General features: G+C 73.5%; 23 protein-coding genes and 1 tRNA gene. 10 read left to right on the top strand and 14 right to left on the bottom strand.

Going from position 1 to position 22,119, the window contains the following annotated elements:
• Nucleotides 1-31: 31 nt before the first annotated feature.
• Complete coding sequence (locus ACFQ9Z_RS05470; RefSeq protein WP_383011037.1) at nt 32-424, bottom strand: hypothetical protein; 393 nt, start codon at nt 422-424, stop codon at nt 32-34.
• A 134-nt stretch (nt 425-558) separates the two neighbouring features.
• On the opposite strand from ACFQ9Z_RS05470, the gene ACFQ9Z_RS05465 reads away from it, so the two are divergent.
• Complete coding sequence (locus tag ACFQ9Z_RS05465) at nt 559-993, top strand: DUF1992 domain-containing protein (RefSeq protein ID WP_383011034.1); 435 nt, start codon at nt 559-561, stop codon at nt 991-993.
• 25 nt (nt 994-1,018) lie between these two features.
• Here ACFQ9Z_RS05465 and ACFQ9Z_RS05460 read toward each other — a convergent pair whose 3' ends face one another.
• Both ACFQ9Z_RS05460 and ACFQ9Z_RS05455 read right to left on the bottom strand, forming a co-directional pair.
• Nucleotides 1,019-1,765: a hypothetical protein gene (locus ACFQ9Z_RS05460; RefSeq protein ID WP_383011031.1), complete on the bottom strand. Its 747-nt coding sequence runs from the start codon at nt 1,763-1,765 to the stop codon at nt 1,019-1,021.
• Between the two features lie 3 nt (nt 1,766-1,768).
• Nucleotides 1,769-2,434 (bottom strand): hypothetical protein, encoded by a 666-nt coding sequence (locus tag ACFQ9Z_RS05455; protein ID WP_383011028.1) that lies wholly within the window; start codon nt 2,432-2,434, stop codon nt 1,769-1,771.
• A gap of 155 nt (nt 2,435-2,589) precedes the next feature.
• On the opposite strand from ACFQ9Z_RS05455, the gene ACFQ9Z_RS05450 reads away from it, so the two are divergent.
• The gene (locus tag ACFQ9Z_RS05450; protein ID WP_383011025.1) at nt 2,590-3,099 is read left to right on the top strand and encodes a GNAT family N-acetyltransferase; all 510 of its coding nucleotides are present in this window, start codon (nt 2,590-2,592) and stop codon (nt 3,097-3,099) included.
• Here ACFQ9Z_RS05450 and ACFQ9Z_RS05445 read toward each other — a convergent pair.
• Complete coding sequence (locus ACFQ9Z_RS05445; protein ID WP_383011022.1) at nt 3,086-5,125, bottom strand: DHA2 family efflux MFS transporter permease subunit; 2,040 nt, start codon at nt 5,123-5,125, stop codon at nt 3,086-3,088. The genes ACFQ9Z_RS05450 and ACFQ9Z_RS05445 overlap by 14 nt on opposite strands.
• Before the next feature lie 180 nt (nt 5,126-5,305).
• On the opposite strand from ACFQ9Z_RS05445, the gene ACFQ9Z_RS05440 reads away from it, so the two are divergent.
• Nucleotides 5,306-6,445: a peptidoglycan-binding protein gene (locus ACFQ9Z_RS05440; protein ID WP_383011018.1), complete on the top strand. Its 1,140-nt coding sequence runs from the start codon at nt 5,306-5,308 to the stop codon at nt 6,443-6,445.
• Between the two features lie 180 nt (nt 6,446-6,625).
• Here the strand turns inward: ACFQ9Z_RS05440 and ACFQ9Z_RS05435 are convergent, their stop codons facing one another.
• Both ACFQ9Z_RS05435 and ACFQ9Z_RS05430 read right to left on the bottom strand, forming a co-directional pair.
• Entirely contained in the window at nt 6,626-7,294 is a 669-nt protein-coding gene (locus ACFQ9Z_RS05435) for an HAD-IA family hydrolase (protein WP_383011015.1), read from the bottom strand.
• Between the two features lie 185 nt (nt 7,295-7,479).
• Nucleotides 7,480-8,061, bottom strand: coding sequence for a TMEM165/GDT1 family protein (locus ACFQ9Z_RS05430; protein WP_383011012.1), 582 nt, complete (start codon nt 8,059-8,061; stop codon nt 7,480-7,482).
• Between the two features lie 376 nt (nt 8,062-8,437).
• Here ACFQ9Z_RS05430 and ACFQ9Z_RS05425 point away from each other — a divergent pair, with 376 nt between their 5' ends.
• A complete protein-coding gene (locus ACFQ9Z_RS05425; RefSeq protein WP_143631833.1) occupies nt 8,438-9,082 on the top strand; it encodes an HNH endonuclease family protein in 645 nt (214 codons plus the stop codon).
• Nucleotides 9,083-9,224: 142 nt separating this feature from the next.
• Here ACFQ9Z_RS05425 and ACFQ9Z_RS05420 read toward each other — a convergent pair whose 3' ends face one another.
• From ACFQ9Z_RS05420 to ACFQ9Z_RS05410, 3 genes are all read right to left on the bottom strand, one after another.
• Entirely contained in the window at nt 9,225-9,848 is a 624-nt protein-coding gene (locus ACFQ9Z_RS05420) for a DedA family protein (protein ID WP_383011008.1), read from the bottom strand.
• A 222-nt stretch (nt 9,849-10,070) separates the two neighbouring features.
• Complete coding sequence (locus tag ACFQ9Z_RS05415; RefSeq protein ID WP_383011005.1) at nt 10,071-10,526, bottom strand: DoxX family protein; 456 nt, start codon at nt 10,524-10,526, stop codon at nt 10,071-10,073.
• Nucleotides 10,527-10,950: 424 nt separating this feature from the next.
• Complete coding sequence (locus ACFQ9Z_RS05410; RefSeq protein WP_143631842.1) at nt 10,951-11,184, bottom strand: DUF2277 domain-containing protein; 234 nt, start codon at nt 11,182-11,184, stop codon at nt 10,951-10,953.
• Between the two features lie 92 nt (nt 11,185-11,276).
• On the opposite strand from ACFQ9Z_RS05410, the gene ACFQ9Z_RS05405 reads away from it, so the two are divergent.
• Both ACFQ9Z_RS05405 and ACFQ9Z_RS05400 read left to right on the top strand, forming a co-directional pair.
• Nucleotides 11,277-12,311 carry a ketopantoate reductase family protein gene (locus ACFQ9Z_RS05405; RefSeq protein ID WP_383011001.1) on the top strand — a complete coding sequence of 345 codons (1,035 nt, stop codon included), beginning with the start codon at nt 11,277-11,279 and terminating at the stop codon, nt 12,309-12,311.
• 72 nt (nt 12,312-12,383) lie between these two features.
• The gene (locus ACFQ9Z_RS05400) at nt 12,384-12,734 is read left to right on the top strand and encodes a hypothetical protein (protein WP_383010998.1); all 351 of its coding nucleotides are present in this window, start codon (nt 12,384-12,386) and stop codon (nt 12,732-12,734) included.
• A 106-nt stretch (nt 12,735-12,840) separates the two neighbouring features.
• Here ACFQ9Z_RS05400 and ACFQ9Z_RS05395 read toward each other — a convergent pair.
• Nucleotides 12,841-12,915: transfer RNA gene (locus ACFQ9Z_RS05395), tRNA-Val, on the bottom strand.
• Between the two features lie 245 nt (nt 12,916-13,160).
• On the opposite strand from ACFQ9Z_RS05395, the gene ACFQ9Z_RS05390 reads away from it, so the two are divergent.
• From ACFQ9Z_RS05390 to ACFQ9Z_RS05380, 3 genes are all read left to right on the top strand, one after another.
• Nucleotides 13,161-14,558 carry a hypothetical protein gene (locus ACFQ9Z_RS05390; protein ID WP_383010995.1) on the top strand — a complete coding sequence of 466 codons (1,398 nt, stop codon included), beginning with the start codon at nt 13,161-13,163 and terminating at the stop codon, nt 14,556-14,558.
• 423 nt (nt 14,559-14,981) lie between these two features.
• Nucleotides 14,982-15,587, top strand: coding sequence for a DUF4383 domain-containing protein (locus tag ACFQ9Z_RS05385; protein WP_383010992.1), 606 nt, complete (start codon nt 14,982-14,984; stop codon nt 15,585-15,587).
• A 30-nt stretch (nt 15,588-15,617) separates the two neighbouring features.
• On the top strand, nt 15,618-15,833 hold the full coding sequence (locus tag ACFQ9Z_RS05380; protein ID WP_383010989.1) for a zinc ribbon domain-containing protein: 216 nt from the start codon (nt 15,618-15,620) through the stop codon (nt 15,831-15,833).
• On the opposite strand, the gene ACFQ9Z_RS05375 is transcribed toward ACFQ9Z_RS05380, so the two are convergent.
• Genes ACFQ9Z_RS05375 through ACFQ9Z_RS05365 form a run of 3 tightly spaced genes read right to left on the bottom strand, consistent with a single transcriptional unit; the run spans nt 15,834 to nt 20,308 of the window.
• Nucleotides 15,834-16,664 (bottom strand): HAD family hydrolase, encoded by an 831-nt coding sequence (locus ACFQ9Z_RS05375; RefSeq protein ID WP_383010986.1) that lies wholly within the window; start codon nt 16,662-16,664, stop codon nt 15,834-15,836.
• On the bottom strand, nt 16,664-19,120 hold the full coding sequence (locus ACFQ9Z_RS05370) for a phosphoribosyltransferase (RefSeq protein WP_383010983.1): 2,457 nt from the start codon (nt 19,118-19,120) through the stop codon (nt 16,664-16,666). Before ACFQ9Z_RS05370 ends, ACFQ9Z_RS05375 begins: the two co-directional genes overlap by 1 nt.
• A gap of 21 nt (nt 19,121-19,141) precedes the next feature.
• Nucleotides 19,142-20,308, bottom strand: a complete 1,167-nt coding sequence (locus tag ACFQ9Z_RS05365) for an HpcH/HpaI aldolase/citrate lyase family protein (protein ID WP_383010980.1) — start codon at nt 20,306-20,308, stop codon at nt 19,142-19,144.
• 178 nt (nt 20,309-20,486) lie between these two features.
• On the opposite strand from ACFQ9Z_RS05365, the gene ACFQ9Z_RS05360 reads away from it, so the two are divergent.
• Nucleotides 20,487-21,290 carry a TerD family protein gene (locus ACFQ9Z_RS05360; protein ID WP_383010977.1) on the top strand — a complete coding sequence of 268 codons (804 nt, stop codon included), beginning with the start codon at nt 20,487-20,489 and terminating at the stop codon, nt 21,288-21,290.
• Nucleotides 21,291-21,294: 4 nt separating this feature from the next.
• On the opposite strand, the gene ACFQ9Z_RS05355 is transcribed toward ACFQ9Z_RS05360, so the two are convergent.
• Entirely contained in the window at nt 21,295-22,032 is a 738-nt protein-coding gene (locus ACFQ9Z_RS05355) for a Tellurium resistance (protein WP_383010974.1), read from the bottom strand.
• Nucleotides 22,033-22,119 lie beyond the last annotated feature (87 nt).

Genomic DNA, 22,119 nt, shown 5'->3' with positions numbered 1-22,119 from the left:
ACCACCCCGCCCCGCCGCTCCTCGGCGGGGTTCAGACCTCGTGGTAGAAGCCCACGTTCACGCTGCGCGGCGCGGTGCGGTCCTGGACGACGACCTCACCGGCGCCGCCGCGCGGCAGCGCCACGGCGGCGCCGTAGGCCACCGTCTGCGCGTACTCTCCGACGATCAGACGCACTTCGGCGGACGGCTCGGCCTGCGAGCCGCGCAGCCAGGACAGTTGCCAGCCGCCGTCGGGACCGCAGCGGAACTCCAGGTGGGCGCGGGAGACGAAGAGCCAGTCCTCGGGCGTGACCAGCCGGCACACGGACGCGTCCCGGCCCACCCGCAGCACGGCGCCGGGCTCGCTGGGCGCGTCGGCCATCGCCATGCCGGCGGTGGCGCCCGTGTCGGCCCCGGAGACGGTGGCCATGGTCAGTTCGAGCACGTGCGTTCCCCCTGGAGATGCTGCGACGTCGAAGAACCGGCGGCGTCCGGGTCGTTCTCGCGCGGTGGCCGGTTCGCCGCACCGCCGCCGCATGATAAAACGCCCGGCGGCGCCGCGTCCGGCACAATGGGCTCATGACCGAGCGAAAGCCACCGGGTGTTCCGTTCGAGTCCTGGGTCGACAAGCAGATCCGGGACGCGCAGGGGCGCGGGGAGTTCGAGCGGCTGCCGGGCGCGGGCGAGCCGCTGCCCGCCGACCTCGACTCCACGTACGACGAACTGTGGTGGGTCAAGCGGAAGATGGCCCGCGAGGGCCTGGCGGTGCTGCCGCCGGCGCTGGCCCTGCGCAAGGAGGCGGAGGACGCGCTCGTCGCGGCTTACGCGGCGCCCTCGGAGCGCATGGTCCGGAAGATCATCACCGACGTCAACGTGAAGATCCGCGACATGATGTTCAAGCCGCCGCCCGGACCGTACCTGGGCAAGAAGCCGTACGACGTCGAGGAGGTCGTACGCGCGTGGCGGCAGCGCAGGACCGCCGCCACGCGAGCCGAACCGGGCCCGGCGGGCTGAACCGGGCCCGGGGTCCGCGCCCGGTTCAGAGGTGCAGCAGGCGGTCGGCCAGTTCGCGGTAGTCGCGCAGGGCCAGCCGCAGCTGCTCGGTGTCGCTCTCGTGGCCCGGGCCGCCGTCCTCGCCGTTCTGCCAGGACATGCGCAGGCTCCGGCGGCGCCGGGTCACGGCCTCGCCGAACCGGGCGGCGATCTCCTCCAGCGTCCGGTCGGCCTCCTCGACGGCCGAGCGGGGTTCCTCCACGAACCCGGCGAGCGTGTGCCGCAGCCGCTCCTCCCACTGCTCCGACTCCTCGTGCGCGAGGAGCGGGGCGTGCGCCCCGGTGTCCTGCCCCCCGTGCCGTCCGGCGCCGCCCGGCCAGGCGTCCGCCGCGGTCCCGTCCGTCGTCGCGGCCTCGCGTCCGCCGAGCCCGCCGGGGGAGGGCGCTCCCAGTCCGTTGTCGGGCATCGGGTCGTCGTCCACCGCCGTGCCGGACGCCTGCCGGTGCGTGTCCGGCCGCTCGGGCCGGCCCGCGCCGGTGGCCGCCGCGGGCGATGCGGCGCCCTCGCCCGGGACCCGGTCGTCCGCCGTCAGCCCCTCCCGGCCGGGACCGGCCGCTCCGGGCAGCCGCCCGGCCTCGGCCTCCGGCCGGTGGGCCGACTCGTTGCGCACCGGTTCGCCCGGGAGCGGCTCGCCGGGCGACCGCTCGTCGTGCGGCCGGCGGCCGATGCCGGTGATGTCTCCCTCGGCCGGGTACCTCTCGGCGTCCGGCCGTGTCTCCCTGTCCTGCGCCATGGCTCAGCTCTCCCTCGGGCTGCTCTTGTGGAGGAATCCCGTCGTTCGGGGGCCGGTGCGGTGTCCGTCGCCGGCCGTGGCGCCGGCCTCGGCCTTGTCCAGGTGGCGGCCGTCGCCGTCGATGAGGTCGTCGAAGAGGGCGCGGGCGTCCATCAGGGCCGTGCGCAGCTCCTCGGTGCCGGCGCCGGACGCGCCGGTGCCGTCCTCCGCCCCGGTCCGGGCCACCCGGTGCACCCGCCGGTAGCCCTCGACGTGGTCGGCGTGGTGCACGGACAGCGCGGCGAGCTGCTCCTCGTACCGCCCGCCGTCCGGGTAGCCGCGGACGCCCGCCAGCTCCGCGAGGAGCCGGTCGGCCTCGGCCACCGCCTCCCGGGGCGCCTCCACGAACCGCTCCTGCACGGCCGTCCAGCGGACCGTGTACCGCTCGCGCTCGGCCGGCTCCAGCGGGCGTTCACGCAGCTTGCCGTGGCGCTCGAGGCGCTCGGCCAGTTCCCGCTCGGCGGCCTTGGTGTCCCCGTCGTGCCGGGCCACCGTCCGCTGGTACTCGGGCCCGAAGCGCCGCTTCAGGTCCGGCCCGCCGCGCCGGCCGCGGCCGCGGAGGATCAGGGCGGCGGCGAGGACCAGGGCCGCCACGATCACGATCAAAGCGATGATCACGCCTGTGGACATGGTTGCCTTCCGGAGTCGGACCGGCCCCGCTGGCCGGTTCGTCATTCGTGTGACCCGGAACACGGCCCACAAACGGCCGCCCACCGGCCCCGTCCCCCGTGGGCGGCGCATATCGGGTTGCGCGGGCCCCGGGCCCGCAGCGGACAATCCCCGGCATGACGTGGACCATCGCCCAGGAGCCGTACGACTCCCCCGCGGCCACCGCCCTGTGGCGGGCGTACTACACGGAGGTCAGCGACCGCTGGTACCTGCTGCACGAGGGCCGCCGGACCGCGCCGGAGGAGCTGGAACGGGAGATCGCGGCCCGCACCGGCGCCGAACTCGCCCCGCCCACCGGGCGGTTGCTGATCGGCTGGTACGACGGCGAGCCGGCCGGCTCGGCGGGCGTACGGCTGCTCGGCCCGGACACCGCCGAACTCACCCGGGTGTTCGTCCGCGCGGGGATGCGCGGCCGGGGCGGAGCGGCGCTCCTGGTCGCCGCCGCCGAGGAGGCCGCCCGGGCCCTCGGCGCCACGGCCCTGATCCTCGACACCCGCGGCGACCTGGTCGAGGCCCGCGGCCTGTACGCCCGGCTCGGCTACACCGAGACGGCGCCCCACAACGACGACCGGTACGCCGAGCACTGGTTCCGCAAGGACCTGCCCGGCCCCCTCAACCGGCGTTGACCACCGTGCCGTTGTGCGGCCGCTCGCGTTCCGAGCCGCACAGTTCGCCGGTCAGGTCCCGCACCAGGCGGGTGAGGTCGGTGGACCGGCCGGGCCTCCACCAGTCGCCGAGCAGTTCGGACAGGGACTCCTCGCGGGCCTTGGCCAGCCGCTCGGCCACCTCGCGCCCGGACGCGGTCAGCACCAGGTCAGGGCCCGTCCGCTCGGCCAGGCGCCGTTCCTCCACCTGGCGGGCGGCGGCCAGGACGGCCTGCAGCGGCACCGGGCAGCGCTCGGCGAGCACACCGGGCTCCACGATGCCGTACCTGCGGATGCGCAGCAGCAGCCAGCTCGCCGCGGGCAGCAGGTCGTACCCGGCCCGCTCGGTGATGTCCCGGTAGACCTCCCGGCGCCCCTCGCGGGTGCCGAGCACGGACAGCGCGCGGCTCACCTCCTCGTGGGAGGAGCGTTCGACCGGGTTCGGCGGGATGGTCTCGGAGGCGTCCGGTGCGGTGACCGAACCACGCAGCGGGTCCTCCTTCAGGAACCAGGCCAGCAGGAAACCGAGGGCGGCGACCGGGGCGGCGTACAGGAACACGTCGGTGATGGCGGACGCGTACGCGTGCAGCGCCGCCGGGCGCAGCGGGGGCGGCAGGGCGGCGATGCCGCGCGGGTCGGCCTTGAGGGCGGCGGGCGTGGCGCCGGGCGGCAGCCGGACGCCGCGGAAGGCGTCGGCGAGCTTGTCGGCGAGGCGGCTCGCGAAGACGGTGCCGAAGATGGCGACGCCGAAGGAGGCGCCGACGGAGCGGAAGAAGGTGACGCCGGAGGTGGCGACGCCCAGGTCCTCGTAGGACACCGCGTTCTGCACGATGAGGACCAGGACCTGCATCACCAGGCCGAGGCCCAGGCCGAAGACGAAGAAGTAGGCGCTCATCTCGGCGGTCGGACTGTGTTCGTCGAGCCGGTGCAGCAGGAGCAGGCCGATGGCGGTCACGGCGGTGCCGGCGATCGGGAACACCTTCCAGCGGCCGGTGCGGCTGACGATCTGCCCCGAGGCGGTGGAGGCCAGCAGCAGGCCGATCACCATCGGCAGCATGTGGACGCCCGACATGGTCGGGGAGATGCCGTGCACGACCTGGAGGAACGTCGGCAGGTAGGTCATCGCGCCGAACATGGCGAAGCCGACGATGAAGCTGATGACGGCGGCCAGGGTGAAGGTGCGCAGCCGGAACAGTTCGAGCGGCAGAACCGGTTCGGCGGCCCGGCGCTCCACCGCGACGAAGGCGGCGGCGAGCACGACGCCGAGCACGGCGAGCCCGATGATCTGCGGCGAGCCCCAGCCCCAGGTGGTGCCGCCGAGGGAGGCGACCAGCACCAGGCAGGTGGCGACCGCGGCGATCAGGGTGGTGCCGAGGTAGTCGATGACGTGGTGGGCGGCCCGGCGCGGGATGTGCAGGGCGGTGGCGATCACCGCGAGGGCGACGATGCCGAGGGGCAGGTTGACGTAGAACACCCAGCGCCAGCTCAGGTGCTCGGTGAACAGCCCGCCGAGCAGCGGCCCGAGCACGCTCGTGGCGCCGAACACGGCGCCGAACAGGCCCTGGTACCGGCCGCGGTCCCGTGGCGGCACGACGTCGCCGACGATCGCCATCGACAGCACCATCAGCCCGCCGCCGCCGAGCCCCTGAAGCGCCCGGAAGGCGATGAGCTGCGGCATGTCCTGCGCCATTCCGCACAGCGCCGATCCGATGAGGAAGATGACGATCGCGGTCTGGAACAGCTTCTTGCGCCCGTACTGGTCACCGAGTTTGCCCCACAGCGGGGTCGCGGCGGTGGAGGCCAGCAGGTAGGCGGTGACGACCCAGGACAGGTGCTCGAGGCCGCCCAGGTCGCTGACGATCGTGGGCAGCGCGGTCGCCACGATCGTCTGGTCGAGCGCGGCCAGCAGCAGCCCGAGCAGCAGGGCGCCGATCGAGACGAGCGCGTTGCCTGAGACGTGCTCGGCGTCGGTCGCGTCCTTCGCCTCGCCGTGCGTGTCCAGGGCCATGGAGACCTCCCGGGGATCGATGCACCTCTCCCATCCTGAGTGGTGTCACCGCTTATGGCCCGTCGAGTCCCGGATGGACCGTTGGATCCCGCGAATGTGGAGGAACTCTGCACATCCCCTGAAGCTCACGAGGAGACCCGCATATCCTCTGAACCTCGCGAAGCGCCCCGGGGGGACACCATGACGGGATCGAGCGGGCACGCCTGCCCGGAGTGCGGCACACCCAGAGAAGCGGACCGCACACCGTCGTGCGACTGCACGGCACGGGCGTCCGAAGCCCTGCACAGGACACGCACGGCCGACGCGGCGGCGGCGGAGGACTTCGACCCGCTGCGGATACGGCCGTACGTGGAGGCGGGGGACCGGAAGACGGATCCACCGCCGGGTCCGGCGCGGGGCGCGGGCCCGGTGGGCGTGGAGGGCTCGGCGGACCGGGCGGCCCTCGGGGACGAAACGGCCCCGGCGGCGAGATCCGGTCCCAGGGACGAGGCGGCCCCTCCCGCGGAGCCCGACCCCGTGCACGAAGCAGCCCCGACGGCGAAGCCCGACCCCGTGGACGGGCCGGTCGCGGAAGCCCGCCGGACGACCGGGCCGGCGGAGGAGGCCGGACGGGCGAACGGGGCGGCGGTGGGGGCGGCCGCCACGCGGGGCGCCGGGGCTCGCCCGGAGGGCTCCGCGGGGGACTTGCCGCCGTTCGGGGACTTCGGCGCGGAGCCGGTCCCGGCTCCGGTCAGGACCGGCGGCATCACCCGTCGGCGCCGTGCCGCGCTGTTGTGCGTGGCGGGCGCCGGTGTCGTGGTCGTGGCCGCCGCGGGTCTCGCGAGCGGGCTGTTCTCCTACCGGGAACCGACCCGGGACCGCTCGGCGCCCGAGGTACGGGAGAGCGTGCCCGCCGAGGCGCCGACGTCACCGGACTCCGCCTTCTCGGTGCGGCCCGCGTCCGCGTCCGCGTCGCCCGTCCGCCTCCCGGTCACCACGCCTTCCGCGCCGGAACCGGCCGGTTCGGCCGGGCCGCCCGGGGCCACCTCGTCCGCGTCCCGCAGCGCCACCCGCCCGGCTCCGTCGGACACGGCGACCGGCAGCCCGGGCCCGAGCGCCACGGCGAGGGTCCTCCGCCGCGGCGACCAGGGTCTGGAGGTGATCGACCTGCAGACCCGGCTGAGCGCGCTCAACCTCTACACCGACCACATCGACGGCGTGTACACGCGCCCGGTCGAGGACGCCGTACGCACCTACCAGCTGGCCCGCGGCGTCCACGGCGACACGCTCGGGGTCTACGGCGCGGCGACCCGGGCGAAGCTGGAGGCGGAGACCTGGTAGCCGCGGCTGCCGCACCGACACGCGCGGTTACGACCGGGACGCGCGGGTTACGGCCGCCGCGCCGGGACGGGTGACTTCGGCCGGACACGGCCGCCGTGCCGGGACGGGTGACCTGGAGCGGACGCGGATCGGGACGTGCGCGGCCCACGACGGCCGCGCCAGGACCGGGCCGGACGCCGCTCAGCCCAGGCGGAGCCGAATCGTTCCGTCCCCGGCGGGCTCCACAAGGACGCGCGTCAGGTCGGGCACGACGACGTCGGGTGCGTGCTGCGCGGCCCGCTCCCCCACGCCGACGACCCGCATCCCCGCGGCCCGGCCGGCCGCGATGCCGGCCCCGGAGTCCTCGAAGACGACACAGTCCGCGGGGCCCACACCCAGTTCCGCCGCGCCCTTCAGGAACCCCTCGGGGTCGGGCTTGCTGGCCCCCACCGACTCGGCGGTGACCCGCACCTCCGGCAGCGGCAGCCCCGCGGCGGCCATGCGGGCGGTGGACAGGGCCACGTCGGCCGAGGTCACCAGGGCGTGCGGCACGCCGCGCAGGGAGGCGAGGAAGGCGCCGGCGCCGGGCACCTCGACCACGCCGTCCATGTCGGCGGTCTCCTCGGCGAGCATGCGGGCGTTGTCGGCGAGGTTCTGCTCCACCGGCCGCTCGGGCAGCAGCATCGCCATCGACGCGTGGCCCTGCCGGCCGTGCACGACCTTCATCACCTCGTCGCCGTCCAGGCCGTGACGCTCGGCCCAGCGCCGCCAGATGCGCTCGACCACCGCGTCCGAGTTGACGAGGGTGCCGTCCATGTCGAGCAGGAGGGCACGGGCGGTGAGGACGGTGGGCGTGGCGGTGGCCGGCATCGGCAGCTCCTCCCTGGGACTCCCAGAGGAAAGGAATGAGAGGGCGGGACGGTGGGCGGGACGAGGGACAAAACGGCCCCGCCCGCCGGTCAGGGAAAACGAGCGGGAGCCACTTTGTTCCCCCACGGTACAAAACAAGTCGCGGTCCCGCCACCACCGCCGTCGAGGGTTCACCGTCCGTTCGCTCAGCCGGCGACGGCCTCGTACAGGCTCCACACGCCCAGAGCCAGCATCAGCAGCGCCGCGATCTGCGTGATCAGCCGCAGCGGCACCCGCCTCATCAGGGCCTTCCCGCCGACGATGCCGAGCCCGGCGACGGCCCACAGGCCGAGCACCGCGCCGAGGCCGACGGAGATCGGGTCGTCGTAGCGGGCGGCGAGGTTGGCGGTCATGATCTGGGTGAGGTCGCCGAACTCGGCCACCAGGATGAGCATGAAGCCGGTGCCGGCGACCTTCCAGAAGGACTGGTCGGCGGGCTTCTTGACCTCCTCCTCGTCCTCTCCCTTCTTCAGCAGCAGCACCGCCGCGCCGCCGAGGAACAGCACACCCGTGAGCGCGTGCACGAGTCGCTGCGGCAGCAGCGTCAGCACGCTGCCGGCGGCGACGGCGAGCACGACGTGCAGGAGGAAGGCGGCGGCGACGCCCGCGAAGACGTACGAGGCGCGGTAGCGGGTGCCGAGGACGAGGCCGGCGAGCGCGGTCTTGTCCGGCAGTTCGGCGAGGAAGATGACGCCGAAGACGAGCGCCGTCACGGAAATGCTGATCAAGGTTCCTCAATCGGTCGGGGCCGCCCCACCGAGAGTGCTGTACCTCATGGGAGACACCTCGGCACGACAGCGCACTGGGCGCCGGCGCCTCTGAGGCACGGGCGTGCACTGCTTGCCGAAGGTCTCGCTGGGCGGTCCGTGCGGGATCCGCCTCCGGGCGCCGGCTCAGGCTCGCTGAGCAGTATGTCGACGGTCCGGCGAAGAGCTACTCCCCTTCTGCGCCGTCCATCGTACGGGATCGAAAGTTCGACGCTGAACCTTGTCGTGTCATGCACACGACACTAACTTCTAACCGAGCGCTCACCCACCGGCAACACGGCAGCGCGAGCATTCCCACGCCCGCGCCCCAACACCCCCACCCCACAAGGGAGTTCACATGTCCCGGTTCTACGCGCGTCGACGACTGAGCATACTCACCGCCCTCAGCGGACTGGTAGCCTCCGTCGCCCTGTTCAACGCGCCGAGCGCCTCCGCGGCCCTGCCCACCCCGGTCAGCGGCGCCACCGCCCGCAGCTACCTCTCCCAGCTCACCGTGGCCACCGAGAACCGCACCGGCTACAGCCGTGACCTGTTCCCGCACTGGATCACCATCAGCGGCGCCTGCAACACCCGCGAGACGGTCCTGAAGCGGGACGGCTCGAACGTCGTCACCGACTCCTCCTGCGCCGCCACCAGCGGAAGCTGGTACTCCGAGTACGACGGCGCCACCTGGACCGCCGCCTCCGACCTCGACATCGACCACCTGGTGCCGCTGGCCGAGGCCTGGGACTCCGGCGCGAGCAAGTGGACCACCGCCCAGCGGCAGGCCTTCGCCAACGACCTCACCCGTCCGCAGCTCATCGCCGTCACCGACAACGTCAACCAGGCCAAGGGCGACCAGGACCCGGCCACCTGGATGCCGTCCCGCACCGCGTACCGCTGCACGTACGTCCGCGCCTGGGTGCAGGTGAAGTACTACTACAACCTGTCGGTCGACTCGGCGGAGAAGACCGCCCTGACGAACTATCTGGCGAGCTGCTGACCGGCCACCCGGCGAGCCGCTGACCACCGGCCCCCACCCCTCCCCGGCGCCGCGGCCAGGCACCCGGGAGGGCGGCCGTGCGCCGGGGGGCCGGGGGCCGACCCCTACGCGCCGCCCTGCGCCGGAGGCCGGGGCACGACCCCTACGCGCCGCCCTGCACCGGCCGCCGCCGGACCAGGAACCCGGCCGCCGCGCCCGCGCCGATCAGTGCGGCCACCGAGACGCCGGTGGCCAGCCAGGTGGGGCCGAGCCAGCGGGCGCCGAAGTAGCCGAGGGCGACGCTGTAGGCGGCCCAGGACAGACCGGCGAGCGCGGACCAGGGGACGAAGTCACGGGCCCGGCGGTGCGCCGCACCCGCGCAGAAGGACACCACCGAGCGGCCGGCCGGCGCGAAACGGGCCAGCACCACCAGGGCGCCGCCGCCCCGGGACAGCGCCTCGCCGAGACGTTCCTGCGCGACGGTCAGCCGGCGCGAACGGCCTATCGCCCGGTCCAGGCGCTTTCCGCCCCGCCAGGCCAGCCGGTAGGCGGCGAGGTCACCGAGGAGCGAGGCCGTCGCGGCGGAGAGGATCAGGGCGAGGATGTCCGGCACCTCGTGCGGGACCCGCCCCGTCGCGGCGCCCGAACCCGCCGCGGCCGCCGTGGCCGCCGTGATGACGAGGACACCGCTCGGCAGCACCGGCAGGAAGACGTCGAGCAGCACCGACAGGGCCACCGCGGCATAGATCCACGGGCCGGCGGCCAGCGGCCCCAGGCTCTCCCACACGACTGCTCCCCGTCCCCCGTGACTCCCCCGATGACAGCCATACAGCGTACGCGTCGGGTCTGACACGAGGCTGCCAGGGCACGCACGTGATCGTCACCCGGTTTTCACGCCCTCCACGCCGACCGGACCCGGCGGCGCCCCACCCCGCCGCGACGGCGGAGTGGGGCGCCGTGGTCCCGGGCCCCGCCCGGACGCCTCGACGCGGCGCCCCGGGCGAGCCGGTCAGGCCGCTATCGGAGCCTGCTCGGCGGCCGGCCGCCGCGTGGCGGCCGTGCGCCGGGTGACCAGCCGGTCGAGGCCGAAGGCGCCGGAACCGGTGAAGACGAGCAGCAGGAACGACCAGCAGAACAGGACGGACAGCTCGCCGCCGTTCTGGATGGGCCACAGGGCGGCCTGCTGGTGGACGTCGAAGTACGCGAACGCCATCGAGCCCGAGGCGACCAGCGCGGCACCGCGGGTGCCGAGGCCGAGCAGGACGAGGCCGCCGGCGACGAGCTGGATCACCGCCGCGTACCAGCCGGGCCAGGCGCCGGCCTCGACGGTCCCGCCGTGGGTGCCCATGGCGCCGCCGAGGACGCCGAAGAGCGAGGCGGCGCCGTGCACGGTGAACAACAGGCCGACGACCACGCGGAACAGCCCGATGGCGTACGGCTGAGCGGAGTTGAGACGTGCGGACATGAGGGGGTCTCCTGTTCGGTTCTGTCGGGCCGGCCGGGGACGGGCCGGTCGTGGGGGCGGCGGTACCGAATGGAGACCCAGGTTAGGTGCACCTAATCAATGCTTGCAAGTTCAACATTTAGCCACGGTTCAGCGCCCCCGCACGGCGCATTCCCGGCCTTGGCCGCACGTGGCGGGGCCCCCGCCGCCACGACACGAGTCGAAAGTGTGACCGGATCCACTCGTTGCGCATCTACCCACCGCCGCCACCCGGCCCGCACAGGCCACGGAAAACTCCGCACCAACTCCCGGCCGGGCAAAGCGACATGACGGACCCTCAGGCGAACCACCCACCCCCACCCCCGGCCCCGACCCCGACGCGGGCAGCACGGCACACCCGAGCGGCCTCTCCCCCGCCGCCCGGGTCGCCCAGGAACGCGAGCGCCTACTCCGCCGCCGTCCGCACGGCCCGCCCCCGCACCTCAAGCCCCCCGAGCAGCTCCGCCGTGGCCTCCGCCACGGCCTCCACCGCCCGTTCGAACACCTCGCGGTTGTGAGCGGCGGGCGCCCGGAACCCCGAGACCTTCCGCACGTACTGAAGCGCGGCGGCGTGGATGTCGTCCTCGGTGGCCTCGTCGGGCAGCGCGGGCGGACGCAACGTCTTGATACTCCGGCACATGCCCCCAGTCTCACGCACCGCTCCCACCCCTGCGAGGATCACGCCGAAGGCGGCCACCGACCCCCGGGGCCGACCGGCGAGAGGATCCCCTCATGACGAAGCAGCACGCCGAGACGACCGATCAGACCCACGGTCCCCGGCGGACCGGCGACCTCCAGCGGACCGCCGGAGCCGGGCAGGCAGAAGGCTCCGAGCGGACCGCAACGTCCGCCCGGACCCAGCGCCCGGAGCACACCGGACCGACCGTGGCCGTACTGGGCCCCGGCGGCGTCGGCGGTCTCATCGCCGCCCTGCTCTCCCGCTCCGGGCACCGCGTCATCTGCCTGGCCCGCAAGGACACGGCCGACACCCTGCGCACCGACGGCATCCAGGTCCGCAGCCGCCGGTTCGGAGACTTCACCGCACCCGTGGAGGCCGACACCGAACTGCGCGAACCGGTGGACGCCTGCCTCGTCACCGTCAAGCACACCGGCCTCGACGACGCCCTCGCCCGCGTCCCGGCCGCCGCGCTCGGCGACGCCCTCCTCGTACCGTTCCTCAACGGCGTCGAACACCCCGCGGCCCTGCGCGCCCGCTACCGCCCCGCCCTCGTCGCCCCGGCGGTGATCCGGGTGGAGTCGACCCGGACCGCGCCGGGCGTGATCGAACACGGCAGTCCCTTCATGGAGATCGACCTGGCCGGCGACACCGCGCCCCGGGCCCGCCTGGACGCCCTCGCCGCGACCCTGTCGGCGGCCGGCCCCGCCACCCGGGTCGTCGAGGACGAGACGGCGGCACTGTGGGCGAAGATGGCGTTCCTCGCGCCCCTCGCCCTGCTCACCACGCGCTACGGCCTCCCCCTCGGCGAGGTGCGCGACCGGTACGACGGTGAACTGCGCTCGCTCGTCGCCGAGACGGCCGCCGTCAGCCGCGCCTGCGGCGCCCCCGCCGACCCGGCCGCAGCCCTCGCCCGGTACGCCGCCTTCCCGGCCGCCACCAGGTCCTCCATGCAGCGCGACGCCGAGGCGGGACGCCCGCTCGAAGTCGACGCCATCGGCGGGGCGCTGCTGCGCGCGGCGGCCCGGCACGGCGTACCGGTGCCGGTGGCGGCGCGCATCGTCGGGGAACTGCGCGGCGGCGGCCTCTGAGCCGATCACTCGTTCGACTGAACCTCACGAACGGCCTCGCTACTCAAAATCGAACAGGCGTACCATTGCCGTGTGGGTACGTCCTATGAGTTTCCGAGTGATCTGCTCGCCGGCCAGGAAGAGCTGCACCAGGTACGGGCCGAGCTGTCGGCCCTGCTGAGGCGGCTCCCCTGGTCGGTCGAGCCGCTGGACGGCTTCAGCGACGACAACGGGTGGCGCAAGATCGAGCGGCCCGCGTCCCCCGGCTGGACGGAGGACGAACAGGCCGAGGTGGAGAAGCTGCGGCGGCGGGAGCACGAGCTCGCGGTGTTCGTCAGCACCCACCGCCACTGGGCAGCCCTCACCGGCCCGGACCGCGTGAACGCCCGCAGCGGGCTGAAGCACGCCCACGGGACACCCGAGAGGGAACGAACGGAGGGCTGACGCGCACGGCCGCGGGCCCGCCGGGGCCCACGTACGTCGGGGCCAACCACCACCCGACGTGAGAAGGCCCAGCCCCCACGTGGGGGCTGGGCCTTCTCACATCCACTGGTGGGCGCGGACGGTTTCGAACCGCCGACATCCTGCTTGTAAGGCAGGCGCTCTACCCCTGAGCTACGCACCCTGGAATGAGTCGACAGCCTACATTGTCCCGGTGGCGGCCCTGCAAGCCCGCGCGGGCGTGTGGGCAGGCAGGCGGCTCGCCCCGGCTCGAACGGAGCCCCTGCCCGGTGTGCGTTCCAGGCGGCCCGCCGTAGGTGACGGAGTGGAAGTCACCGGGTGTGCGGCGAACTGATCGGCTCGTGTGTTCGTCTTCAACAGGTGGGAGAATGACAGCAGGCAGGGCGGATCACAGCACGGGAGAGGGATGTGACGGCGACACCGGGCACGCCATCCACGCAGTCGTACCCGCCGTCGCCGACCGGACGGACCCGGCGTGGGTCCGGGGTGCGTGACGTCCTGACGCTGATCAGTGTGCCGGTGGTGGTCGCGCTAGTGCTGCCGGCCGCGTTCGCCGGGGGCGGTACCCGGCGGTGGTTCGGCGGGCGGGCGGAGAGCCAGCGGGCCGAGGCACAGGCCGCGAAGGACGCCGCGGCGGCCGCGTTCTACGAACTGGACACCGCCCAGCGGGATCTGAGGATCTCGGTGGAGACCATCACGGCCGTCGACGACTCCCCCGCCGCCCGGCGCGCGGTCGCCGACTTCGCGGCGCTCGGCACGCGGATCGACGAGGCCAGTCAGCAGTACATCCAGGCCGTGGACGCCCATGACCTGGACCGCGACGGTCTGGAGGCGGCCACGGCCGCCCGGGCGCGTGGCGAGCTGACCGCCGCCAAGGACGAACTGGTCCGGGTGAAGCAGGAGCTGGACCGTTTCGGCAGCTCGCTGGGGCCGCTGCTGGGCAAGGCCGAGACACAGCTCGCCCGGCTCGCCCCGGCCGTGGAGCGGGCCCGGCAGGCACTGCTGGGCGCGAGCAACGCGCTGGACGCCGTGCGTGAGAAGGGGCTGGGGGCGGACGATCTCGCCGCCCGGCTGGCCGCGCTGTCCCCGGAGCTGACGAGGCTGAACCAGGGCGCCGGGCAGCACGGGGTGGCGCAGACGCTGGAGCGGGCCGAGCGGGTGCAGCGGGAGGCCGCCGCGATCCGGGCCGAGGCCGAGCGGCTGCCGGAGCGGGCGGCGGAGATCGACCACCGGCTGGTCAGCCTGCGCACCCGCGCGCAGGCGCTGACCACGCGGGCCGGGCAGGTCGATCCGGTGCTGAGCGAGCTGCGGCGGCGGTTCGCGGCCGCGTGCTGGCAGGATCTGCAGCAGGTGCCCGCGCAGGCCGCGCAGAACGTGCGGCAGGCCGAACTGAAGCTGCGCGAGGCGCAGGCGGCGCGGGAGGCGCAGCGGTGGCCGGACGCGACGTCGCTGCTGTCGACGGTGCGGGCGCTGCTGAACAGCACCGACGAGGCCGTGTCGGCCGCGGGTGACCGGCTGGCCCGGCTGAACGCCGTGCAGAAGGATCCGCAGGCGGAGATCGAGCGGACCCGGTTCGCGATCCGGGACGCCCAGCGGCTGGCCATGACGGGGCGTACGACGCCGGATCCGCGGCATGCGCGCCCGCTGGACGACGCGGTGGGCCGGCTGGAGCGGGCGGTCGGGTCGCTGGAGGGCCGGCATCCCGACTACTGGCACTTCCTGACGGAGACGGAGGCGGTGCGGCAGACGGTCGCCGGTGTGGTGTCGCGGATCCGCGAGGAACGCGGGGGCGGCACGGGCCGCTGAACCGCCGCGGAGCGCCGGTCGCCGGCAACGACTTCGGGCCACAGCGCCGGCCGCGCCGGTGGGGCGCCGTGTGCCGGTCACAGGTTGCCCCGCCGCACCGCCGAGCGCCGGCCGCCCCGCCGAAGGGCCGGGCGCCGGTTGCGGCTCCGGACACCCGGTGCCGGCCGCAGTGCCGGACGCCGGTGATGAAGCCGGGCGCCGGTCACGGGTTGCCCCGCCGCAGCGCCGACACGCCCCACCGAAGCGCCGGGCGCCGGTTACGGCTCCGGACACCCGGTGCCGGCCGCTCCGCCGGGGCGTGTCGGGCGGTCCTGTGCCCGGGGAGCCGGCGAGCGCTGATCCGTTTGTGGTAGCGGTTCGGGATGTGGTGGCGGATGCTGGATGGACGGATGGCCTCCGCTAGCGCCCGGAGGAGGCGGACACATGGCCACACACTCAGTGCACACGAGGCCTCGACGGCAGATCCGGTTCGACGAGCACTTGCCCGTCGACCACCGGCTGAACACGGTCTACCGCGTCGGGGCGGGCCTGATCGGCGCGTTCCTGCTGGTCTTCGGCATCCTGGGGGTGATGGACGAGATCGGCTTCTTCAGCACCGGCGGTGACCAGGTCATCGGGCTGAACACCAACGGCACGCTGAGTGTGCTGTCCATCGTGGTCGGGGTGATCCTGCTGGCCGGCATGGTGATCGGCGGGAACGTGGCGTCCACACTGAACATGGTGTTCGGGGTGCTGTTCCTGCTGAACGGCTTCCTGAACCTCGCTCTGCTGGACAGCGACTACAACTTCCTGGCGTTCAAGATCCAGAACGTGCTCTTCAGTTTCGTCGTGGGTCTGCTGCTGATGACCTTCGGCATGTACGGCAGAGTCGGTTCGACCCTGCCGCCCGACAATCCGTATTACCGGGCCCGTCACCCCGATCCGGCGACGGAGCCTCCTGGGCGTGAGCACGCGACCGGCACCCCGCCGGTGACGATGCCGCTGCCGGGCGAGGAGGAGGGCCGGCCGGACCGCCCCGGCCTGGGGTGAGTCCGGGCCGGCGCCGGTTACTCTGGGCGCATGCCTCGCTATGAGTACCGCTGCCGTACCTGCGGCGACACTTTCGAACTGAGCCGTCCGATGGCGGAGTCCGCCGCCCCCGCCGCCTGCCCCGCGGGCCATGACGACACGGTGAAGCTGCTGTCGACGGTGGCCGTCGGCGGCACGGCCGGCGCTCCGGCCGCGGCGCCGAGCGCGGGTGGCGGCGGGTGCTGCGGTGGGGGCTGCTGCGGCTGATCAGCGGGCCTGGCCGGCCGTGGTCCCGCCGCGGGCGGCCCGCAGGAACTCCCGGGTGATCCGTTCGCCGGCCAGCACGCCCCGCTCGGGCAGGGCGGTGATGGCCGGCGCGGTCCACTGGGTTTCGGCCAGTTCGCCGTGTCCGGGCCGCCAGCCCCGGTCGGCGGCGAGGAGCAGGTCGGCGTCCAGGAGGGAGTCTCCGGCCGCCAGGGTCAGCTCCGCTCCGGTGCGCCGGGCGACCTCGCGTACGGCCGCGCTCTTGGTGAGCGGCTTGGGTACGGCGTAGATCTTGCGGCCCTGGAGGGAGACCGTCCAGCCGCGGTTCTCCGCCCAGGCGGCCAGTTCCTTGACCCAGTCCTCGGGGAGCAGTTCGCGCTCGACGACGAGGTAGGCGAAGAGGTCCTCGGCGACGCGGTGCTTGCGTACCCAGACGGGGTCGGCGGTGCGCATCAGGTGTTCGCGGATCTCCTCCAGCGGTGCGCACTCGTCGGCGAGGCGGGCCAGTACGCGCGCGTGCCAGTCGTGGTCCGTGGCGCCGTCGACCAGCAGGTGTCCGCCGTTGGCGCAGATCGCGTAGGCGGGCTCCGGGCCGGGCAGGTTGATGCGCTGGTACTGCTTGCGGGTGCGGGTGGTGGTGGGCACGAAGACGGCCGCGTCGCCGAGGTCGGTGAGCAGTTGGGCGGCCGTCTCGGTCATGTAGGACAGCGGTCTGCTCTCGTGGACCTCCACGCAGAGCAGGCGTGGGGCGCGCGCGTCGGGCATGGTCAGGGCCAGGGCCGCGGCGGAGTAGATCAGTGTGCGGTCGAGGTCGCTCGCCACCAGTACCGGCATCAGGCGTTCACCGCCCGGCCGTCGGCGCCGGTGGCGCCCCGGGTGTACTTGGGGTGGATGAGTCCGACGCAGGTGTAGGGCAGTTCGCCGACCTCCTCGACCGGTACGCCGCGCTGTTCGGCGAGCAGGCGCACATGGTCCAGGTCGGGTCCGGCGCCGGCCTTGGCGAGGATCTTCCAGGGGACTCGGCGCAGCAGTACCCGGGTGGTCTCGCCGACGCCGGGTTTGACGAGGTTCACGTCGTGGATGCCGTACTCCTCGCTGATGCGTTCGACGGCCCGCCAGCCGGCCCAGCTGGGGGTGCGGTCCTCGGTGATCAGCTCCTTGACGGCGCTGTCGACGGTGTCGGCGACTTCCTGGAAGCGGGCGCGGACGGCGTCCAGGAAGGCCGTGGAGACGTCGGCGCCGGCGAGTTCGCGGTAGAACTTCGCGCCGTGGAAGTCGTCGGGTCCGACCAGGTCGGCGCGCAGGACCGTGCGGGAGATCAGGCCGGAGACCGTGGAGTTGAGGCAGGCGGAGGGGATCAGGAAGTCCTCGCGGGTGCCGTAGGTGCGTACGCAGGAGCCCGGGTCGGCGAGTACGGCGATCTCCGGGTCGAACCCGGTGATGCCTTCGGCCTTCTCGAACTCCGCTGTCGCCTGGGCGAGTTCGCGGGCGATGGCGCCCTTGCCGGTCCAGCCGTCGACGAAGACGACGTCCCGGGGGTCGTGGTGGGCGGCCAGCCAGCGCAGCGCGTTGGCGTCGATGCCGCGGCCGCGGACGATGGAGACGGCGTAGTGCGGGAGGTCGAGGCCGTGCCGGAACTGGGCCCAGCGGCGCATCAGGACGCCGACGGGGGTGCCGGCGCGGGCGAGCGAGACCAGTACGGGGCGGGGGGACCGCTCGCTCATGACGGTTTCGGTGACGACTCCGACGGCCTTGGCGATGCGGGCGGCCGAGGTGTCCAGGGCGGCGTGGAAGAGCTGCTGGTACTGCTCGCTGGGCTGGTACTCCACGGGGAGTGACTCGGCGTAGTGGGCCCCGCCGCTCTGGATGGCCTCCTCGCGTTCCTCGGTCGGCGCCTCGAGGGTGACGTCGGAGAGGTCCTGCAGCAGCCAGCCGACCTCGTCGGGCGCGTACGAGGAGAAGGCGGGGCCGCGGAGGGGCTCGGGCAGCATGGCCGGCCTTTCGGGGGTGGTGGCGCGCGGTGCGGGGACGTGGGAGGGGACGACGGCGAGCAGGACGTGCGGGGTGTGCGCGGCGAGGCGGGCCAGGAGGCCGTCTCCGGCGTGCAGTGCGGGGGTGTCGGCGACGGAGTCGACCACGGCGACGACGGTGTCGAAGCCGGCGTCCGCGACGTTGTAGGCGTACCGCTCGCCGGGGCCGTCGGCCGGGTCGTCGTGGGCGGGGAAGACCAGGCGGGTGCGGATCGCGTAGCCGGGGTCGTCGACGGCGAGGACGGGTGAGCGGGTGGTGGTGGAGAAGCGCACCTGGGTGTCCGGGGCGACCTGTTCCAGTTCGCGGGCTAGGCGCAGCGGGGCGTACATGAGTTCCTCGAAGCCGAGGACCAGGACGCGCCGGGCGCCGGTGGGCAGCGCTTCGGCGATCCGGGCCGCCATGGCGGGCAGGGCGGTCTCCAGGCGGGCGCGGTGCGCGGGGGTGAAGCCGTGCCGGCCGCCGTCGGGCAGGCCTTGGGGCCAGCGCAGGTCGACGCGGGTGACGCGGCCGCGGGGCGGTCCGGGCGTGCGGTCGGGCGCGGTCTCGTGCTGTGCGACCAGCCGGCGGCCCCTGTCGAGGACGTCGTCGGGCAGCCGTACGGTGCCGGAGGCCGCGGCGACCAGGTCGACGCGGGCCCCGATGCCGTCGGCGAACCGCTGCAGGCGCGCGGTGTCCTCGGGTGAGCGCATGTCGACCAGGGCGACGACCACGTACCGCTCGCGCGGATGGCGGGCGTGCAGGTCGCGGATGGTGTTGAGGACGGTGTTGCCGGTGGAGAACTCGTCGTCGACCAGGACCAGGGGGCCGTCGCCGGACAGCAGGGCGGGGTCCACGGGGAGCAGCAGGTGGGAGGTGGCGTGGGAGTGCGACTCCTCGAAGCCGCCGGCGGGGGCGACGCCGGTCACGGGGCGGCGGGTGGAGTGCAGGTAGGGGGCGAGGCCCAGGCCGTCGGCGACCGCGTGGCCGAGGCCGGTGGCGGTCTCCGCGTAGCCGAGGACGACGGCGGAGGCGGCCGGCGCCTCGCCGAGCAGCGCGCGGACCCGGCGGCCCAGCCGGATGCCGTAGCCGTAGACCACGGACGGCGACTGGGGGACGTGTTTGCCGAGCACGTTGGAGACCAGCAGGTGGGCCCGCTTGGGGTTGCGGCGCAGCGCGAGTCCGAGCAGGGCCGGCAGCCCGTCGTCGCCCTCGAGTCCGACGCCGAGCCGCTCGGCGACCCAGTTGCCGGACCAGACCTCGTCGTTCACTGCGTTGTTCATGCGTTCCTTGGGTTGGGAAGGTCAGCCGGGTATGCCGGCGGTGAGCAGTTCGACGAAGCCGACGTCCTCGCCGGCCACACCGAACACCTCGGCTCGCAGCAGGGTCCGTTCGGCCCAGGCGCGGTGCGGTTTCACTTCGTTCATCTTGTTGGTGTACGCCGACCGGAGTACACCCCCGCCGCCGCGTTCCGGCCGGAGGATGTCCACCGCGTCGCTGAACTCCTCGTGGCTGACCACGGACAGCGCGTGCACGGGCAGGACGTGGGAGGGGTGGATGCAGGTCTTGCCGAGCAGGCCGTTGGCCTGGTCGAGGGAGATCTCCCGGAGCAGTCCGTCCATCGCGTGCTCGATGAGCCTCTCGCGCAGTTCCACGGCCTGCACTTGCAGGAAGGGGCTCTGGCGCAGTTGTGGCTTGAACATGCGCTCGGGGACGCGGAAGTACTCCCAGACGGGCCCGGTGACGGTGAATCCGCTGCCGTCGGCGCGGCCCAGCATGTTCACCACGTCGGCGATCACGGAGGCGACGACCTGGACGTCGTAGGCGGTCATGTCGGGGGCGCGGCGCAGGCCGTAGGAGGAGCAGAAGTCGGTGACGCCGAGGCGCAGGGCGAGGACCCGGTCGCGGAACTTGCCGACCGCGCGGGCGATGCCCTCCAGGGTGTCCACGCGGCTCTCGCGGTAGAGCAGCTCGGGTGATTCGAGGACGGGCATGGCGAAGAGCCGGCGTCCGCTCTCGGCCTCGGCGAGGGTGAGGGCCTCCAGGAAGGGGGTGCCGCGTTCCTCGGTGAACTTGGGCAGGACGAAGCCGGACAGCAGGCGTACGGAGGGGCCGAGGCGCCGTACGAGGTCGGGGATCTGTTCGGGGACCCGCACCCGGATGAAGAGCAGGGGCGGTTGCGTCGCGGTGCGGGAGGCGAGGTCGGCGAACTGCCGGACGAGGTTCTCCTCGCCGGCGGCGACGTCCGCGTCGCCGATGGAGTCCTCCAGGCACAGCACCATCGAGATCACACCGTTGCCGGCCTGTCTGACGATGTCGTCGGCGAGCCTCGGCCGGGTGGCGGGGCTGTACAGCGTGGCGCCCAGGGCCGCGGAGAGCAGCCGGGCCGGGGAGTCGGCGGTGAATTCGCACGGCTCCTGGTGGAAGAGACGCTTCCGCACTTCGGGGGCGATGTGCCCGAAATGGCGCATACGGCTCCTTAGAGGGTCCCGGGTGGGACCTCCGGATTCGGTAAAGGGTGGCCGGTAATAGTACGTAGGGATCGATGTCGGAGGTTCCCTCCGGACATGAACTTCCGGTAACCGGCCCGCGTCCGCGCCTCCGTACCCCGCATTGTCGTGGACAGGACCCAGAAGGCAGGATGACGGCATGACGCAGGCGATGCTGAAGGGTTCGAACGTCCCGCTCGAGGCCACGACGGTGCGCGCGGTGCTGCGCTGGACGCCCGGGCAGGGGGTTCCGGACGTGGACGCCTCGGCGCTGCTGCTGGGCCGGGACGGCCGTGTGCGCTCCGACGAGGACTTCGTCTTCTACAACCAGCCCCGGCACCCGTCGGGGAAGGTGTGGCGGCTGGGCAAGAAGCGGGTCCCGGAGGGCCTGACCGACACGATCCAGTCGGACCTCGCCGGTGTGGAGCCGGGTGTCGGCCGTGTGCTGCTGGTCGCGTCCGCGGACGGTGTCCCCTTCGACCGGGTCCCGGCCCTGTGCATCCTGCTGTACGACGCCGCCGTCGCCGACGGCGAGCCGCTGGCCCAGTTCGAGATCAAGCCGGAGACGGGGGCGGAGACCGCACTGATCTGCGGTGAGCTGTACCGGCGCGGGGAGGGCTGGAAGTTCCGCGCGCTGGGTGAGGGCTACTCGAACGGCCTGAAGGGCCTGGCCACGGACTTCGGCATCTCGGTGGACGAGTCGGAGGTGGAGGAGCCGCGGCAGGACCCGCCGGAGACGACGTCCCAGCCCCTGCCGCCGGAGCAGCCGACGGTGGTGCCGTCGCAGCCGGCGTACGGCTATCCGCAGACGGCGTCGCCCCGGCAGCCGGCGTACGGCTATCCGCAGCCGGCCTCGGGCACGGCCGGCTACGGCTATCCGCCCCAGCCGCAGCCGGCCGTGGCGGCCGTGCTGGACCCGGACTTCCGGCTGCCGCCCCAGGGGCCGCAGTTCATCGGCCGGTAGGGGGCTACTGCTCCACCTTGGACTTGTAGCCCCGCCCCCAGGTCAGTCCCCATCCGTAGAGCCGGTCCAGTTCGCCCTGGAAGCCGTAGACGAACTTGACCTCGCGCCGGACGACGAGTTCGCCCTTCACGTTCTCGATCATCACGACGGCGCAGGACCGGGCCTGGGGGTGCCGTTCGTCCAGGCCTATCTCGATGCGGGGCCCGTTGCTGGGGTAGAGCGTGACGATGGCGTGCGTGCGGTCGAAGGCCGGGGTGCGGTCGTAGATGTACACGAACACCAGCAGCCGCTTGATGGCGTCGCGGTGGTCCAGGTTGACGTACATGGTCTCGCCGGACGCCGAGCCGAACCGGTCGTCCCCGCTGAGCTTGATGTACGGCGGGGCGTTGACGTCGCCGAGGTAGCCGCCGAGGGGCTGGACGACGCCCTTGGTGCCGTCGGTCAGCTCGTACAGGCAGCCGAGGTCGAGGTCGACGTTGACCATGCTCTGCCCGTGGCCGAGCACCTCCGGTGGTTTCAGCGCCTTGAAGGGGTGCCGGAAGAGGCTGGTGCGCTGGGTGACGTCGAAGTCGGAGGTCCGCATCCGCCAGGTCAGGTTGACGCGGAGGTGGCCGGTGGCCGCGCCCTGTCTGGTGAGGGACACCTGCTGGTGCCGCCGGGTCAGCTCGATCGCGTTGCTCGCGGCGCTGCCCGAGTCGAACTCGGCGGCGCGTCCGCCGCGCAGCCCGTCGAAGAATCCCATCCCGCCCCCAGGTACTCGTCTCGAACGCCGGACGGGGCGGCCGACCACGTCGGCCGCCCCGTTCGAAGCGTTCCTCACCGCGCGGGG

It is taken from the genome of Streptomyces sp. NPDC056580, from assembly GCF_042793175.1.
Classification (GTDB): domain Bacteria; phylum Actinomycetota; class Actinomycetes; order Streptomycetales; family Streptomycetaceae; genus Streptomyces.
Note: the sequence above shows the minus strand (reverse complement) of the source record. Positions and strands in the feature narration are given on the sequence as shown.